The organism is Caulobacter sp. GW821-FHT10A10, assembly GCF_059415745.1.
Genome location: NZ_JBWKNV010000007.1, coordinates 58,082 through 73,129, shown reverse-complemented (window position 1 = coordinate 73,129; position 15,048 = coordinate 58,082). Strand labels below are relative to the sequence as shown.

Here is a 15,048-nt window from a genome sequence, read left to right as displayed (position 1 = left end):
AGTTAAATCCAGTCCATGAACTTTATTACACATTCGAGCTTCGAATGTTACTCCGAGTTAACTGGCATTGTGATGATGTTTTGTTAACCAAGTAGATCCGCATTCCCATTCACGGGTTGAAAACGTCTTTCGCCCTATTGTGCAGTCAATGGTCGTAGAAACGGCCGAAAAGCCTGCAAGGCGGGGTGCTTTCGATGCTCAAGTTCACGGCGATCGCGATAGTCGGTGCGTTGTCTGCGGTGGGTGCGGCCAAGGCCGTGACCTCGCTCGACAGCTCGCTGCGTCAATCGTCCCCGGGCCCGGCCGTCGCGGCCGCCGCCACCTTGGGCGACGCCGGCGCCGCGCAGTTGACCAAGGGTCCCGACGGCCACTTCTGGGCCGAGGCCAAGGTCGACGGCCGCGCCGTGCGATTCCTGGTCGACACCGGCGCCACCGCCGTCTCGCTGAGCAAAGCCGACGCCCAGCGCCTGGGCATCGACGTCGCCAAGCTGAACTACGAGTACGACGTGGTCACCGCCGACGGCCGCACCCGCGCCGCCTCGGTCAAGCTGGGCAGCGTCGCCATCGCCGGCGCCAAGGTCGCCAATGTCGACGCCCTGGTGATCGAGAGCGGCCTGGAGACCTCGTTGCTCGGCATGAGCTATCTGGGCCGCCTTTCGCGCTTCGAGGCGACCCCGCGCTCGCTGATCCTGCACCCCTGAAGTCCTGCCTGGGCGCATGATCGCCCGGAATTCTTGCACGATCCCGCAGAACCACGCTCGCCGCCATTGGCCTCCCCGCCCCGCGGCGCTAACCTGGCGTCATGCAAACCTTCCCAGCGTCGACGCCTGTCGGCTGCCCTCGCCATCCGGCCCTGGCCGAGGCGATTGAACGATCCGTATCGATGGACGGCGTGCATCCCACCGCCATCCCGGGCATGTGGCTGGCCCGCATGTCGCAGCCCAGCCCGCCGGTGCACGGCGTGCACGAGGCCGCCGTCTGCATCATCGCCCAGGGCCGCAAGCAGGTGATGCTGGGCGAAGAGGTCTATGTTTACGACCACGCCCGGTTCCTGGTCGTCTCGGTCGACGTGCCCGTGGTCGGTCAGGTGATCGAGGCCAGCGACGAGGCGCCCTATCTCTGCGTGCGTCTCGACATCGACCCGCGCCGGCTGAACGAGCTGATCCTCGAGATCGACCCCGGCCCAGTCCGCAACGCCCCGGCGCCCGGCATGGCGCTGAGCGAGACGACGCCGGAACTGCTGGACGCCACGGTGCGGCTGGTGCGATTGCTGGAGACGCCGTCCGATATCCCTGTCCTGGCGCCGCTGATCCAGCGCGAAATCCTCTATCGCCTGTTGCGGACCGACCAGGGGCCGCGGCTGCGCGAGATCGCCGCCTGCGAAAGCCGGCTGGGCCAGGTCTCGCGCGCCATCCACTGGCTGAGGACCAACTATCACCTGCCGTTCCGGATGGAGACGCTGGCCTCCGAGGCGCGGATGAGCCCCTCGGCCCTGCACCAGCACTTCAAGGCCGTCACGGCGATGAGCCCGCTGCAGTATCAGAAGCAGCTGCGCCTGCAGGAGGCCCGCCGCCTGATCCTGGCCCAGGGGCTGGACGCGGCCACCGCCGGCCACAATGTCGGGTACGACAGCCCCTCGCAGTTCAGCCGCGAATACGCCCGGCTGTTCGGCGCCCCGCCGCTGCGCGACGCCACGCGGCTGCGGGCGCGGCCGGAGCTCGTCAGGACTGCGTGACCGCGCCTTCCTCCAGAGAGCCTTCGGGCGCAACGCCGGCCGCCGCGTCATAGGTCGCCTGGTCGAGGATGCCCTCCTGCTTGGCCACCAGGGTGGGCACCAGGGCCTGGCCGGCGACGTTCACGGCCGTGCGGCCCATGTCGAGGATCGGGTCGATCGCCAGCAGCAGGCCCGCGCCTTCCAGCGGCAGGCCCAGCGTCGACAGCGTCAGGGTCAGCATGACCGTCGCGCCCGTCAGGCCGGCCGTTGCGGCCGAGCCCAGCACCGAGACCGCGACGATCAGGGCGTAGTCGGCCACGCCCAGCGGCAGGTGATAGAACTGGGCGATGAAGATCGCCGACAGGGCCGGATAGATGGCCGCGCAGCCGTCCATCTTGGTCGTCGCCCCCAGCGGCACGGCGAAGGCGGCGTAGGCGCGCGGCACGCCGAGGCCCGCCTCGGTGACGGTCTCGGTCACCGGCAGCGTGCCGATCGACGATCGCGAGACGAAGGCCAGCTGGATGGCCGGCCAGGCGCTGGCGAAGAACTTCAGCGGGTTGAGGCCGTGCGCGGTCAGCAGGATCGGGTAGACGACGAACAGCACGAGGCCGAGGCCGATATAGATCGCGCCGGTGAAGGCGCCGAGCTGGCCCAGCGTCGTCCAGCCGTATTGGGCCACGGCGTTGCCGAGCAGACCGACGGTGCCGATCGGCGTCAGGCGGATCACCCAGCTCAGCACCTTGCGCACCACGGCCAGGGCCGAGGCGTTGAAGGCCAGAAAACCCTCGCCCGCCAGCCCGACGCGCAGGGCGGCGATGCCGGCAGCCAGCGAGATGACCAGGATCTGCAGCACGTTGAACGACAGCGAGGTGCTGGCGCCGCTGTCGCCGACCTTGGTCGAGGCGTTCAGGCCCAGGATGTTGGACGGGATGAGGCCGGTCAGGAAGTCGAGCCACGAGCCGTTGGTGCGTGGCGCGGCGGCGGTCGCGGCGTCGAGCACGGCGTGCGCGCCCGGCTTCAGGACGACGCCCAGGGTGATGCCGATGGCCACGGCGATCAGGGCCGTGATCGCGAACCACAGCAGGGTCTTCCAGACCAGGCGGGCGGCGTTCTGCAGTTCGCGCAGGTTGGCGATGCTGGCGACGATGGCCGTGAACACCAGCGGCGGCACAAGCACGCGCAGCAGCTGGATGAAGATCGAACCGACCTGGTGCAGAACCTCGGCCAGGGCGTGACCCGCCTGCCCCTCCTCGACGCCTAGCCGGCGCGCCAGCAGGCCAAGGCCCAGCCCGGCGAGCATGCCGACCAGCACCTGGACGCCGAAGCCGCTGATGAAGCGGCTGGAAGGAGCGGTCGCCTGGGCCATGGGTTGTTTCCTGCTCATAAGAAGCGGCCAAGGCCGTTCCAAAACTCATAAAACATCGGATGCCGGGTTACTGCGCATGCAGATGCACCGGAAATCTGGAATTTTCCTGCTCGCGCATATGAAGCGCGCGGTCGAACCAGTTTTTGTGCGATCGGGCGCCAGCCAAGCTGCAAGGACGCGCGGCGGCGGCATGTCACATGGTAAATCCGCATCGCGGCCCCTAGGCTGGCGATGCTTCCTCCCCCGCCTGCTTACCCTCGGAGCCGCCATGAGCACCTCCTTCCTGATCGGCGCGATCATCGGCTCCGCCCTGTTCATCGTGCTTGGCCGCGCCCCCGCCGAGAAGCTGCTGGCGGTGATCCAGGCCCGCATCGGCAAGCGCTGAGCCTCGCGCCAAGACGTTCCATCCTCGCCCCATGATTTCGCGGGGCGACACACGCGATCGTGTCGGAACGAAGTCTTGATGAGCGTCTTTCTTCTGCATCGGACGCGCCAAGGCGCGCCAGGAAATGTTCAGGAGGCGCTCATGTCCATTCTCGCCTGGATCGTTCTGGGTCTCGTGGCCGGCTTCATCGCCAGCAAGCTCGTAAGCCGCAGCGGCGGCAGTCTGCTTGTCGACCTGGTGCTCGGCATCGTCGGCGCTCTGGTCGGCGGCTTCGTGTTCAACCAGTTCGGCGCTTCGGGCGTCTCGGGCTTCAATCTCTACAGCCTGCTGGTGGCGACCGTCGGCGCGGTGATCGTGCTGGCCATCTACCACCTGCTGGCCGGACGCCGCGCACTCTAGCCGCGACCACCCCGTCGAACGAAAGACGCCCCCGGCCATCAGGCCGGGGGCGTTTTCTTTGGGTGTCGGCGCTTGGCCCGTCAGTGGGTCTTCTCGCCGCCGAGTTCCTCCATCAGCTCGGCCTTGCGGGCCTCGAGACGCTCGCCCATGGCTTCGAGATCCTCGTCGCCCTTCTTGGCCTGGGCGAACACGCCGCCGGGCTGCTCCTCTTCCTTGACGTGGTGCTTGATGTACTCGCCCAGCACCTTGACCTTGGCGTCGTAGAACTCCTCGCCCGGCTTCATGCCCTCGATCTCGGCGATCAGCTTCTTGGCGCCGTCGTGCTCGACATAGGCCTCGTCCAGCAGGTCGTCCTCCACCTCGCCACGGCTTTCCGGATAGAGGATCTCTTCCTCGATCTGGGTGTGGACCTTGAGGGCCAAGGCGATCTTATTGAACAGCGCCAGCTTCTCGGTGTCGCTTTCGAGTTGCTCGTACTCGTCGAACATCGCCTCGACCTCGCGATGATCGGCCTTCAGCAAGCGGATGGCGAGCGGGTCGCGACGGCCGGTGCGGCGCGTGCGACGGGCGGAAGCGGACTTGGACTTGGCTTTCGAGGTGGACTTGGCGGCGGCGGCCATGTGGCGTCTCCCTGAGTGTTCCGTGATCCCCCGACCGGTCCTTCAACCCGTGTCCAAAGCGGGATGTTCCGTGCGAACATTTCTCAATATCTTCCGTCGGATAGCCGACGCTGATCGATCCCGCTGGTCAGATGTCTACCGGTGTCATACTCCTTGTCGAAACGATCCGGGGAGGACGCGGGCCATGACCATTTCCAACTTCGCCAAGCGGCTCGCCCTGGCGGCCACGGCGCTGACCGCCCTGATCGGCGCCGCGCCGCTGCGCCTGACCGTGGCCTTTGACGGCAAGGCCGACCACCGGACGCTGCAGGCCGCGATCGACGCCCTGCCCGAGGACGGCGGCGAGATCGACATCGCGCCGGGGACCTATCGCGAGAAGCTGTCGATCCCCCGCGACGGCGTGCGGCTGGTCGGCAAGGGCAAGCGGCCGCAGGACGTGGTGCTGGTCTATGGCGACGCCTCGGCGACGGTGGGCGGCACCTTGAAATCCTCTTCCGTGACGGTGTCGGGCGACGATTTCCTGGCCCGTAACCTGACCATACAGAACGACTATCATCTCAAGAACGCCCAGCCCTCGCAGGCCGTGGCGCTGGCGCTGATGGGCGACCGGGCCCAGCTCTACAAGGTGCGCCTCTTGGGCGCGCAGGACACGCTCTACGCCGCCAGCCGCAAGGGCAAGCCCCCGAGCCGGCAGTACTTCCGAGACTGCTACGTCGAAGGCCACGTCGATTTCATCTTCGGCGACAGCAAGGCGGTGTTCGACCGCTGCACCATCCACGGCATCGCCAACGCCACGGTGATGATCACCGCCCAGAGCAAGAGCGCGCCCGAGCAGGACAGCGGCTACGTCTTCGACCGCTGCACGATCACCGCCGCCCCGAAGGTGGGCGAGCTGTGGCTGGGCCGGGCCTGGCGGCCCTATGCGACCGTCGTGTTCCTGCGCACGAAGATCGACGCTGACTTGCAGCCGAAGGGCTGGCGGGAATGGACCCCGGGCAAGACCGAGACCTTCAAGACGGCCTACTACGCCGAATACGCCTCGACCGGTCGCGGGGCCAATCCCGCCGCGCGCGAACCGACCGCCCACGCCCTGGACGCGAAGACGGCGGAGCGCTGGGCGCCCCGCCGCTTTCTGTCGGGTCCGGACGGGTGGAAACCCGGCCGGTTCTAGATCTACTCGGCCGGCGCGGGCGCCAGCTCGTCCTGTACGAACAACGCCGGGGCCGGCTTGCGGGCGAACCAGCCGAAGGCGGCGATGACCAGGTAGCAGGCGGCCGGCAGCAGGAAGGCCAGGCCCAGACCGTAGTGGTCGCCCAGGAAGCCGGTGGCCGGCGGAACAAGGGCGCCGCCGACGATGGCCATGCACAGCAGGCCCGAGGCCTGCGGCGTGCGGTGACCCATGCCCTCGATGCCGAGGGTGAAGATGGTCGGGAACATGACCGAGTTGAAGAAGCCGATCGCGATCAGGGCGTAGCCGGCCTGCGGGCCGACGCTGAAGGCCGAGACCAGGATCAGCACGATGGCGGCCAGCGAGGCGACCGTCAGCACCTTGCCCGGCGACACCTTGGCCAGGACGAACGAGCCGATCAGGCGGCCGACCATGGCGCCGCCCCAGTAGAAGGCGACCATGCTTCCGGCCTTGGCCAGGGTCAGGCCCAGGGTGTTGGACTGGGTCAGGTAGCTGGTCATGTAGGTGCCGATCGACACCTCGGCGCCGACATAGACGAAGATGCACAGCACGGCGAAGGCCAGGCGCTTGTACTTCAGCATGCCGAGCATCTCGCCGACGCCCACGGCCTTTTCGGCCTGCGGGGCGGAGGTGTTCTTGCGCAGCAGCCAGAACAGCACGGCCAGGGCCAGCAGCACGCCGGCGATGATCAGGTAGGGCGTCTGCACGGCCTGGGCCTGGGTGTGACGCACGGCGGCCAGCTGGACGGCGGTCAGGGTGGCCGGGTCCGGCGCCTTCTCGATATGGCTGAGGATGAGGGCCGAGCCGACGAACGGGGCCAGGAACGTGCCGAACGAGTTCAGGAACTGGGCGAAGGTCAGGCGGGCCGAGGCGGTCTCGCTCTTGCCCAGGATGGCGACGAGCGGGTTGGCCGCCACCTGCAGGATGGTGATGCCCGAGGCCAGCACGAACAGCGCGGCCAGGAAGCCTTCATAGACGCCGGCGTTGGCGGCGGGGGCGAACATCAGGCAGCCGACCATCATGATCAGCAGGCCGACGACGACGGTGCGCAGATAGCCGACCTTGGCCAGCAGGAAGCTCGCCGGCAGCGAAACGACGGCGTAGCCGATGAAGAAGGCGAACTGGGTCAGGCCCGCTTCGAAGTTGGTCAGCGAGAACAGCGACTTCAGCGCCGGGGCCACGAGGTCGACCAGGCAGGTCGAGAAGCCCCAGGCGAAGAAGAGAAGAATCACGAAGGGCAGCAGAGCCGCCCCTTTTCCGTCCGCGCCGCCGTTAACCGGGGCCGCGCCGCCCATGCCTGCCATCTGTTTTCACTCCCCATGTCCGTCTTCGCGGGACGCCGTAGTCGCCCCGAACGTGACAACGTTGTCAACCTCTAAGCCCGTTTCTTCCCCGTTGGGACCGGTATCAAGCGGAACCGGAGGGCCAGCGTCACCGTTCAGCCGAAAGCTGGGAGAACGGGCATGTCTTCGATCGTCGTCGTGGTGTCGTGCGGGATCGTGGCGATGGTCGCCGCGATCGGCTTGGCCGACGCCTTCGTGCATCTGGCCTGCTGGGGCGCACGGAGCCTGAAGCGGCCGGAGTAGGATCCTTCTCCCCTTGCGGGAGAAGGTGGGGTCGACATGCGACGGATGAGGGGTCTCTCAGATGGGAGACGCTTCACCCCGCCTGAGCGCCGCACGCGGCTTTCAGTTTTGAGAGACCCCTCACCCGACCTCCCTCCGGGAGGCCACCCTCTCCCGCAAGGGGAGAGGGAACGGGTTTGCGATCTCACGCGGCGAGCCGCTGAGGGGATGGAGAGGGCGCGGGGCGTCCGGGCCACGCCCGGAGCTGTGAGTTTGAATACCGTTTCGACGAAGCCTCGACGCCCCGCGCGATCGTTGTGCCTCAGGCCGGGGCGCGCGGGCCTCTTCCGCCCTTCACCCCCTTCGGCGTATGCCTTCCCCGGAACCGGGCTGTAAGCTTCGCTAGCCATCGCGTGCAGACAGAAGGCGCCGGAGCGGACCCTCGGACGGGCGGAAGCCTATTTAGGCAAGCTCCCGATGGATGGGTTTACGTCCTCCATCCTCATTTAAGCCGTTCGGCCCTGCTCACGCAGCTCCGGCGGCCCCGCTCGATCGCATCGCCGTCGCACGCTTCGGGCCGGATCCTTGCGCCCTCTCCCTGCGACGGGACGGGGTCCATTATGCAGTGGGTTTGGGCGCGTCTGATCCAGAACGCTGAGAAAGTTGTAAGGGACTGGATTGGTTGGGGTCTTTGGCGCGATCGTCGGGGATAGACACTCGCCAATCCCCGTCAGCCCAACCCAACACCGCCTTCCTGGGCCTTGTGCCCAGGATCCATCGTTCAGCTGCTCAGACCTGTCGAGGACGGCCGAGGTTTGAGCGGTCGCCGGCATGGGCCCTCGCCACAGGGGCGAGGGAGGCGGAGTGGAACGGTGAAAAGCCTGGGTCCCCGCTTTCGCGGGGATTTTACGGGAGGGGGATTGGAGCGAGCCCAGCCTCACCCTGATCCCAGGCAAAAGAAAACTCGAGGCTACGCCGCGACCCTCACCGGGGTCAGGACGCGGGCCAGGACGGCCGAGGCGGCGGAGAGGCCGGTGCGGATGGACTGGTCGTCGGCGCTGTCGCCGTGGGTTCCGGCGCGGCCGGCCAGGTGCAGGCCGGCGAAGTGGAGGCGTAGGTCCAGGCCGATCATCTTCAGGTGCTCGTCGCAGCACTCGTCGTGGATCGGGTGGACCTTGCGCTGGCGCACGACCTGGGCGTCGCAGGCCGAGCCCGGGGCGATCAGGCCAAGACGCGCGGCCTCGGTGACGGCCTGGGCGGTGAGAGCCGCATCGTCAGCGACCCAGGTGGCGTCGCCTTCGAAGCAATAGTAGTCGAGCGCCAGAGCGCCCCCGTCGAGCGCGCGGGCGCGGGCGGCCTTGATCTGCGGATCGTGGATCTCGGCCAGAGCCGGGGCGCGGCGGCGGCCGGGCTTTGCGGCGAAGGCGACGGTGACCTGGTCGCGATACATCAGCTCGCAGGCGTGGAAGAGGCTGATCGGCGTGGGCGACAGCGCGCCCATCAGCTCGCGCAGCGGCATGGTCGAGATCACTTGGTCGGCGGTGAAGGTTTCGGTCGCTCCCTCCCCGGTTTCAGCCGTGACGGTCCAGACGCCGGTGGCGCGGTCGCGGCGCAGGCCGGTGGCCTTGAGGCCCAGCTGGATCTCGCCGCCGGCGGCGCGGATCCCTTGCGCACAGGCGTCCCACAGCTGACCGGAACCCAGGCGCGGCAGCGAGCCGATTTCGGACTGGAAGCTGGGACAGGCCGGCTGGGCCGGGGTCTCTTCCGGACGCAGGGCCCAGAGCTTGTGGGCGTAGTCGCCCAGGCGGCGGGCGACGCGGCGGCCGAAGCGACGGGTCAGCCATTCGCTCAGCGTCTTGGAATTGGCGATCGGGCGCAGCCTGGCGGTCAGCAGCGCGCCGATGGCCGCGCCGGGACGGCCGCGGGCCGCCCGCTCGCCTTCGAGACGCATGGCGCTGGGGGCCTCGACCAGGTCGTTCGGCAGCAGAGCCGTCCAGAAGGCGCGGATGGCGGGATCGGCAGAGCTCAACCGGCGGCCGGAGACGTCGAGGGAGAAGCCGTCGAAGGAAAGGGTGCGGGCGGCGCCGCCGATCGCCTGGGCCTCGATCACGGTGACCGTGCGGCCGGCGCAGGCCAGGGCGTGAGCGGCCGAAAGCCCGGCGGGCCCGGCCCCGATCACCAGCGTCTCGACGTGTTCGCCCATCTTGGCCTCCCCGAATTCAGGCTTCGAGGATCGGCCGACAGGGTTAAGAAGATTGTTCGGATTTAGGCCAGCCAAGGGTTTTGCGGCTGCTTGGGACGCTATGTCGCGGCGCCGACTTCCCGCCTTGCGCCGTTGGCCGCTCCGCCCGAACTGTCACAAAAGTTTCACAGAGGGGCTTGAACGGCCGGCTCTTCCGTGGTTCCGCTCCGGCCAATGACGCGGATGCTCCCGATACGGACGTCCGCGTTTTTCGTTGCCGCGCTTCGAACAAGAGGATGAAGCGACCATGCTGGGTTTGTTCCGGGCGATCATGCCGAAGGAAGACCGGTTCTTCGACCTTTTCTCGCAGCACGCCCAGACGCTGGTGGCAGGCTCCAAGGCGCTGAGCGACCTGATGAGCGGCGCCGACAGCATCGAGGCGGCCACCCAGCGGGTGAACCTGCACGAGGAAGAGGCCGACGAGATCACCCGCCAGGTGATGCAGGCCGTGCGCCGCAGCTTCATCACCCCCTTCGACCGCAGCGACATCCAGGACCTGACGACGTCGCTGGACGACGCCATCGACCAGATGCGCAAGACGGCCAAGGTGGTCAGCCTGTTCGAGGTCAAGACCTTCGAGCCGCAGATGAAGGCGATGGCGCAGATCATCGTCCAGGCCGCCGACCTGACGGCCGAGGCCGTGTCGCTGCTGCCGAAGATGCGCAACAACGCCCAGCGCCTGAGCGACCTGGCCGTGAAGATCACCCAGATCGAGGAACAGGCCGACCAGATGTACGACCTGGGCCGCAAGGAGCTGTTCCTGGCCCACCGCGACGCCGATCCGATGGCCTTCATCGTAGGCATCGACATCTACAGCCACCTGGAAAAGGTGGTCGACCGCTTCGAGGACGTGGCCAACCGCATCAGCGGCATCGTGGTCGAGCAGGTCTAAGAGGCCCGCCCCGTGGACCCCACCCTTCTCATCCTGGTGTTCCTGGTCGTCGTCGCCCTGGCGTTCGACTTCCTGAACGGCCTGCACGACGCGGCGAACTCGATCGCCACCATCGTCTCCACCCGCGTGCTGTCGGCCAAGTGGGCGGTGATCTGGGCGGCGTTCTTCAACTTCATCGCCTTCATGTTCTTCGGCACCAGCGTGGCCAAGATGGTCGGCTCGGGGATCGTCGATCCGCACATCATCAGCGACCGCCTGATCTTCGGCGCTCTGGGCGGGGCGATCAGCTGGAACCTGCTGACCTGGTGGGCCGGCATCCCCTCCTCCAGTTCGCACGCCCTGATCGGCGGGCTGGTCGGCGCGTCGGTCGCCAAGGTCGGCGGCCTGGGCGCCATCCAGTGGGCGGGCCTAGGCAAGACCGCGGCCGGCATCGTGGTGTCGCCGACCTTCGGTTTCGTGCTGGCCCTGATCCTGGTGCTGATCGTCTCCTGGACCTTCGTGAAGACCTCGCCGTTCTTCGCCGATCGGGTGTTCCGCAAGCTGCAGTTCGTTTCGGCCGCGCTCTACAGCCTGGGCCACGGCGGCAACGACGCGCAGAAGACCATGGGTATCATCGCCGCCCTGCTGTTCGCCCACGGCGCCACGCACCAGCCGGGGCACATCCCGTTCTGGGTTGTGCTGGCCTGCCAGACGGCGATGGGCCTTGGAACGCTGTTCGGCGGCTGGCGGATCGTGCACACCATGGGCAGCAAGATCACCCGCCTGACGCCGATGCAGGGTTTCTGCGCGGAGACCGGCGGGGCGATCACTTTGTTCCTCGCCACGCATATCGGCGTTCCTGTATCGACGACTCACACCATCACGGGCGCTATTGTGGGCGTCGGCGCTTCGCGCCGGGTCTCGGCGGTGCGCTGGGGCGTGGCCAAGAACATCGTCACGGCCTGGGTCATCACGCTTCCGGCGGCGGCCCTGACGGCGGCGTTGTTCTACTATCTCGGGTTCTGGATGAAGTGACGGACGGGACGGTCAAGCAGACCGGCGGAAGCCAAGGGAGCGGCAAGGGCGGCGGCAAGCGTCGTCAGGTCGCCGCCCTGCCCTGGCGCGGCGACGGCGCCGGGCTGGAGATCCTGCTCGTCTCGTCGCGCGAGACCCGCCGCTGGGTGATCCCCAAGGGCTGGCCGATGAAGGACAAGGCCGATCCCCAGGCCGCGGCCCAGGAAGCCTATGAAGAGGCCGGGCTCGACGGCAGGATCGCGCCGGCGGCCTTCGGCGAATACGAATATCTCAAGCGGCTGAAGAGCGGCGCGGCGCGGTTGGTCAAGGTCGACGTCTTTCCGATGCAGGTCACCGGCGAGCACGCCACCTGGCCGGAAAAGGGCCAGCGCACCCTGAAATGGATGAGCCCGGTCGAGGCCGCCCTCGCCGTGCAGGAGCCGGAACTGCGCGACCTGATCGCCCGCTTCGCCGGCGTCGAGCTCCCGGCCGAGGAACGCCCCGAGCCCGACCAGGCCCCGACGCCGGTACGCGTGGCGTTCGGCCGTCTGCGCCGGCGGGTGACCGCCCTGTGGGGCCGCGCGCGCCGCCAGCGCTAGAGCCTGCCGAAGGGCTGTGGACAACCGGTTGATTGGCGCATAATGTTCTCGTTATGTTCCAATTGGTCGCGCCATGCAGCTTTCCCTGAACCTCGCCCGGTCGCCGCTCGAAGGCGTGCGCGACGTCCTGCTCGAGGCTTTCGGCCCGCAGCGCCCCAAGGCGCGGATGGATCCGGTCTCGCAGCTGGTGAAGTCGTCGATCAGCCATCGCACGCTGGATGCGGTGTCGTGGGCCGCGTTCCTGCGACTGCAGGGCGCGTTCGCAAGCTGGGAGGACCTGGCGCGGGCCGAGCCTGAGGCGGTGCTGGACCTGATCGCGGACGTGCAGTTCGCGCAGGACAAGGCCCGGCGGCTGCCGCTGGCGCTGCGGATGATCGAGGCGCGGGTCGGTTGGCTGTCGCTCAGCCACCTGCGCAACCAGACCGTCGAGCAGGCTCGGCACGAACTGCGCGCCCTGCCCGGCGTCGGCCAGAAGGTGGCCGCCAGCGTGCTCAACTTCAGCACCCTGGCCATGCGCGACCTGGTGGTCGACAGCCACGTGCACCGAACGGCCCAGCGCCTGGGCCTGGTCGGCTCCGGCGACCCGACGCACAGCTATCACGGCCTGATGGCGCTGGTTCCCGACAGCTGGAGCGCCGACGATCTCTTCGAACTGCACTGCCTGATGAAGCATGGCCTGGGCCAGATGCTGTGCCCGCACGAGGCCCCCCGATGCGGCGCCTGTCCGCTGAAAGCGCAGTGCCGGCGCGTCGGGGTCGAGGGCGCGCAGGTGCTGGCCTGGCGGCCGCGGGGCTGAGGCCGACGGCTGAACCGAAGCCAGTCTCGCGCGCTGGCCCAGGATGACGACCATTCGCATCGGCACGGCCGGCTGGAGCTTTCCGCGCGCCCTGGAGGCGTTTCCCGCCGAAGGAACGGGGCTGGAGCGCTACGCCGCCGTGTTCGACTGCGTCGAGATCAACTCCTCCTTCTACCGTCCACACCAGCGCAAGACCTACGAGCGCTGGGCCGCGAGCACGCCGGACGGCTTCCGGTTCGCGGTGAAGACTCCAAGGACGGTCACCCATGAGCGGCGGCTGATCGAGACCTCCGACCTGGTGGCGCGATTCCTCGATGAGAGCGACGGCCTGGGCGTAAGGCGCGGGCCGCTGCTGATCCAGCTGCCGCCCAGCCTGCGCTTCGACGCCGCCGTCGTCGGACGGTTCCTGGAGGACTGGCGTGGCCGCACCGACGCTCTGAGCGTGCTGGAGCCGCGCCACCCCACCTGGTTCGCGGACGAAGCCGAGACGCTGTTGGCCGCCTTCGGCGTCGCCCGCGTCGCGGCCGATCCGGCGATCATCCCGCAGGCGGCGCAGCCCGGCGGCGAGGCCGCGACAACCTATCGCCGCTGGCACGGCTCGCCGGTGACATATGAGAGCCCCTACCCGCCCGAGGCGCTGGACGCCTTGGCGAAACGGCTGCCCATCGAGGCCGCCTCCGGTCAGGCCTGGTGCATTTTCGACAACACCAAGTTCGGCGCGGCGACGACCGATGCGCTGGCGCTCAAGACGCACCTCGCCCGGATCTAGCTCAGGTGGTCTTGGCCCCGGCGGCGGCTTCCTTGGCGTCGATCTGGTCGATCAGCTTCTGGGCGGCCGCGGCCAGGCCGCCGCCGTGCGGATTGTTGGCGGCCGGTTCGAGGAAGAAGCGGGCCTCGTCGTAGTGGCCGGCCTCCATGAAGGTCTGGCCGGCGGTCATGCGGATGGAGGCCTGCTGGGGCGCCAGTTCGACGGCGCGCGCCAGGACGTTCAGCGTGTTTTCGGTCGGCTTGCCCGCGCCGCGTTGGGCCCGGAAATAGCCGTAGAGGGTGAGGTAGTTGTCCGGGTCCAGCTTGTTGGCGCGCCCGAGATAGACGGAGGCCTGGCTCATCTGGGCCGCGGCGTCGGGCGACTTCTTCTCGGCGCGATAGAGACGGCTGAAGGCGGCGAGTTGCAGGGCTTCCAGGTCGTCGGGCTTTTCGGCCAACAGGCGCTCCAGCATCGCCTCGCCGGCGTCGCGATCGCCGAACTGGGTTTCGGCCCGGGCCAGGGCCAGCCGACTGAAGCGCTCGTTCGGACGCTTGGCGGCCTGGGTGCGCACCCGTTCCAGCTGCTTGTCCTTGTCGTTGACCATCTGGCGCTTGAGAAGCTGGACGTCCAGCAGCAGGTCGTCGGCGCCGGCCGGCATGGCCGTCACCGTGACCGGCGGTGTCGGCGGGCCGTCGCGGGTCATCTCCACGCCCATCAGGCGGGTGTTCATGTAGCTCTTGAGCTTGTTCTCCAGGCCCTTGGCGTCGTCGCCATAGACCGCGGTCCAGGCCTGCATCGCATCGTGACCGTCGCGATAGCGCTCGAGATAGGCGCCCAGCTTCTGGCGGCGCTCGGCGTTGCTCCAGACGTAGTGGGTCAGCAGCCAGGCCTGGCCGTAGAACACGCCGATGCTCTGCTCGTCGATCTGGCGGCGATTGCTGCTCAGCAGCTTGTCCGCCGGCAGCCAGGCGCGCTGGCGCAGCGAGAAGGCTCGCAGGTTGTTGGGGCCGCCGACGAAGACGCGCTTGGGCTTCAGGTCGATGGTCGAATAGTACTCGGGCAGGCCTTCCGAGAGCCAGGCGGGATAGCCGTCCGGGAAGTACTGCATGACGAAGTGGTGCACGTACTCGTGCAGCACGACGTTGTCGCCGACTGTCAGGTCCAGCGTGCTGTAGTCGCCGATGCCCTTGACGGCGATAATGAAGATCTCCTGCAGCGAAGCGCTGTAGAGGCCGGCCGCGCGGTCGGCGCCGGGAAACACCTTCTGGAGCTGGTCGTTGTCGCGGACCAGGTAGACCGGCAGCTTGCGCCCGGCCGGCGCATCCTGCTTGCCGTGGAAGCGGCGCAGGACGCCGTCGAAGTCTTCCAGCATCAGGGCGTATTCGCGCGCCTCGCGCTCGCCGTCAGCGGAATAGACGACGAAGTGGGGACTTTCGGCCCGCACCCAGCGACCGGTGGGTTCCTGGGCCCGCGCTCCGGCGGCCAACAGCCAAGCCGACGCCGTCCCGGCCGCAATCACGGCTCGCCTGTCGATACGCAC

15 protein-coding genes are annotated in these 15,048 nt (G+C 68.0%); 10 read left to right on the top strand and 5 right to left on the bottom strand.

From position 1 onward, the window contains the following. The first annotated feature begins 185 nt into the window (after positions 1-185). Both AC07NS_RS19385 and AC07NS_RS19380 read left to right on the top strand, forming a co-directional pair. A complete protein-coding gene (locus AC07NS_RS19385) occupies positions 186-701 on the top strand; it encodes a TIGR02281 family clan AA aspartic protease (RefSeq protein WP_494605875.1) in 516 nt (171 codons plus the stop codon). 182 nt (positions 702-883) lie between these two features. Then, positions 884-1,735 (top strand): AraC family transcriptional regulator, encoded by an 852-nt coding sequence (locus AC07NS_RS19380; RefSeq protein ID WP_494605873.1) that lies wholly within the window; start codon positions 884-886, stop codon positions 1,733-1,735. Here the strand turns inward: AC07NS_RS19380 and AC07NS_RS19375 are convergent. Continuing rightward, positions 1,722-3,080, bottom strand: coding sequence for a dicarboxylate/amino acid:cation symporter (locus tag AC07NS_RS19375; RefSeq protein ID WP_494605871.1), 1,359 nt, complete (start codon positions 3,078-3,080; stop codon positions 1,722-1,724). The genes AC07NS_RS19380 and AC07NS_RS19375 overlap by 14 nt on opposite strands. A 526-nt stretch (positions 3,081-3,606) precedes the next feature. On the opposite strand from AC07NS_RS19375, the gene AC07NS_RS19370 reads away from it, so the two are divergent. Continuing rightward, positions 3,607-3,864 carry a GlsB/YeaQ/YmgE family stress response membrane protein gene (locus AC07NS_RS19370; protein ID WP_101713103.1) on the top strand — a complete coding sequence of 86 codons (258 nt, stop codon included), beginning with the start codon at positions 3,607-3,609 and terminating at the stop codon, positions 3,862-3,864. Between the two features lie 80 nt (positions 3,865-3,944). On the opposite strand, the gene AC07NS_RS19365 is transcribed toward AC07NS_RS19370, so the two are convergent. Further along, on the bottom strand, positions 3,945-4,484 hold the full coding sequence (locus tag AC07NS_RS19365; protein ID WP_494605869.1) for a hemerythrin domain-containing protein: 540 nt from the start codon (positions 4,482-4,484) through the stop codon (positions 3,945-3,947). A 184-nt stretch (positions 4,485-4,668) separates the two neighbouring features. Between AC07NS_RS19365 and AC07NS_RS19360 the strand changes: the two genes are divergently transcribed. Further along, positions 4,669-5,655 (top strand): pectinesterase family protein, encoded by a 987-nt coding sequence (locus tag AC07NS_RS19360; protein WP_494605867.1) that lies wholly within the window; start codon positions 4,669-4,671, stop codon positions 5,653-5,655. Between the two features lie 2 nt (positions 5,656-5,657). Here AC07NS_RS19360 and AC07NS_RS19355 read toward each other — a convergent pair whose 3' ends face one another. After that, positions 5,658-6,905, bottom strand: a complete 1,248-nt coding sequence (locus tag AC07NS_RS19355; protein WP_494605865.1) for a sugar MFS transporter — start codon at positions 6,903-6,905, stop codon at positions 5,658-5,660. A gap of 231 nt (positions 6,906-7,136) precedes the next feature. Here AC07NS_RS19355 and AC07NS_RS19350 point away from each other — a divergent pair, with 231 nt between their 5' ends. After that, a complete protein-coding gene (locus tag AC07NS_RS19350; RefSeq protein WP_494605863.1) occupies positions 7,137-7,259 on the top strand; it encodes a hypothetical protein in 123 nt (40 codons plus the stop codon). A 949-nt stretch (positions 7,260-8,208) separates the two neighbouring features. On the opposite strand, the gene AC07NS_RS19345 is transcribed toward AC07NS_RS19350, so the two are convergent. Beyond that, complete coding sequence (locus tag AC07NS_RS19345; protein ID WP_494605861.1) at positions 8,209-9,441, bottom strand: FAD-dependent oxidoreductase; 1,233 nt, start codon at positions 9,439-9,441, stop codon at positions 8,209-8,211. Between the two features lie 286 nt (positions 9,442-9,727). Between AC07NS_RS19345 and AC07NS_RS19340 the strand changes: the two genes are divergently transcribed. The 5 genes from AC07NS_RS19340 to AC07NS_RS19320 all read left to right on the top strand — a co-directional run bounded on the left by AC07NS_RS19340 (position 9,728) and on the right by AC07NS_RS19320 (position 13,529). Then, on the top strand, positions 9,728-10,372 hold the full coding sequence (locus AC07NS_RS19340) for a DUF47 domain-containing protein (RefSeq protein WP_492855346.1): 645 nt from the start codon (positions 9,728-9,730) through the stop codon (positions 10,370-10,372). Positions 10,373-10,384: 12 nt separating this feature from the next. Further along, a complete protein-coding gene (locus tag AC07NS_RS19335) occupies positions 10,385-11,386 on the top strand; it encodes an inorganic phosphate transporter (protein WP_494605859.1) in 1,002 nt (333 codons plus the stop codon). Further along, complete coding sequence (locus AC07NS_RS19330; RefSeq protein ID WP_494605858.1) at positions 11,383-11,964, top strand: NUDIX hydrolase; 582 nt, start codon at positions 11,383-11,385, stop codon at positions 11,962-11,964. The genes AC07NS_RS19335 and AC07NS_RS19330 overlap by 4 nt, the downstream gene beginning before the upstream one ends. 73 nt (positions 11,965-12,037) lie before the next feature. Continuing rightward, positions 12,038-12,760 carry an endonuclease III domain-containing protein gene (locus AC07NS_RS19325; protein ID WP_494605856.1) on the top strand — a complete coding sequence of 241 codons (723 nt, stop codon included), beginning with the start codon at positions 12,038-12,040 and terminating at the stop codon, positions 12,758-12,760. Positions 12,761-12,803: 43 nt separating this feature from the next. Further along, positions 12,804-13,529, top strand: coding sequence for a DUF72 domain-containing protein (locus AC07NS_RS19320; RefSeq protein ID WP_494605854.1), 726 nt, complete (start codon positions 12,804-12,806; stop codon positions 13,527-13,529). A gap of 1 nt (position 13,530) precedes the next feature. Here AC07NS_RS19320 and AC07NS_RS19315 read toward each other — a convergent pair whose 3' ends face one another. Further along, positions 13,531-15,048: a peptidase MA family metallohydrolase gene (locus AC07NS_RS19315; RefSeq protein ID WP_494605853.1), complete on the bottom strand. Its 1,518-nt coding sequence runs from the start codon at positions 15,046-15,048 to the stop codon at positions 13,531-13,533.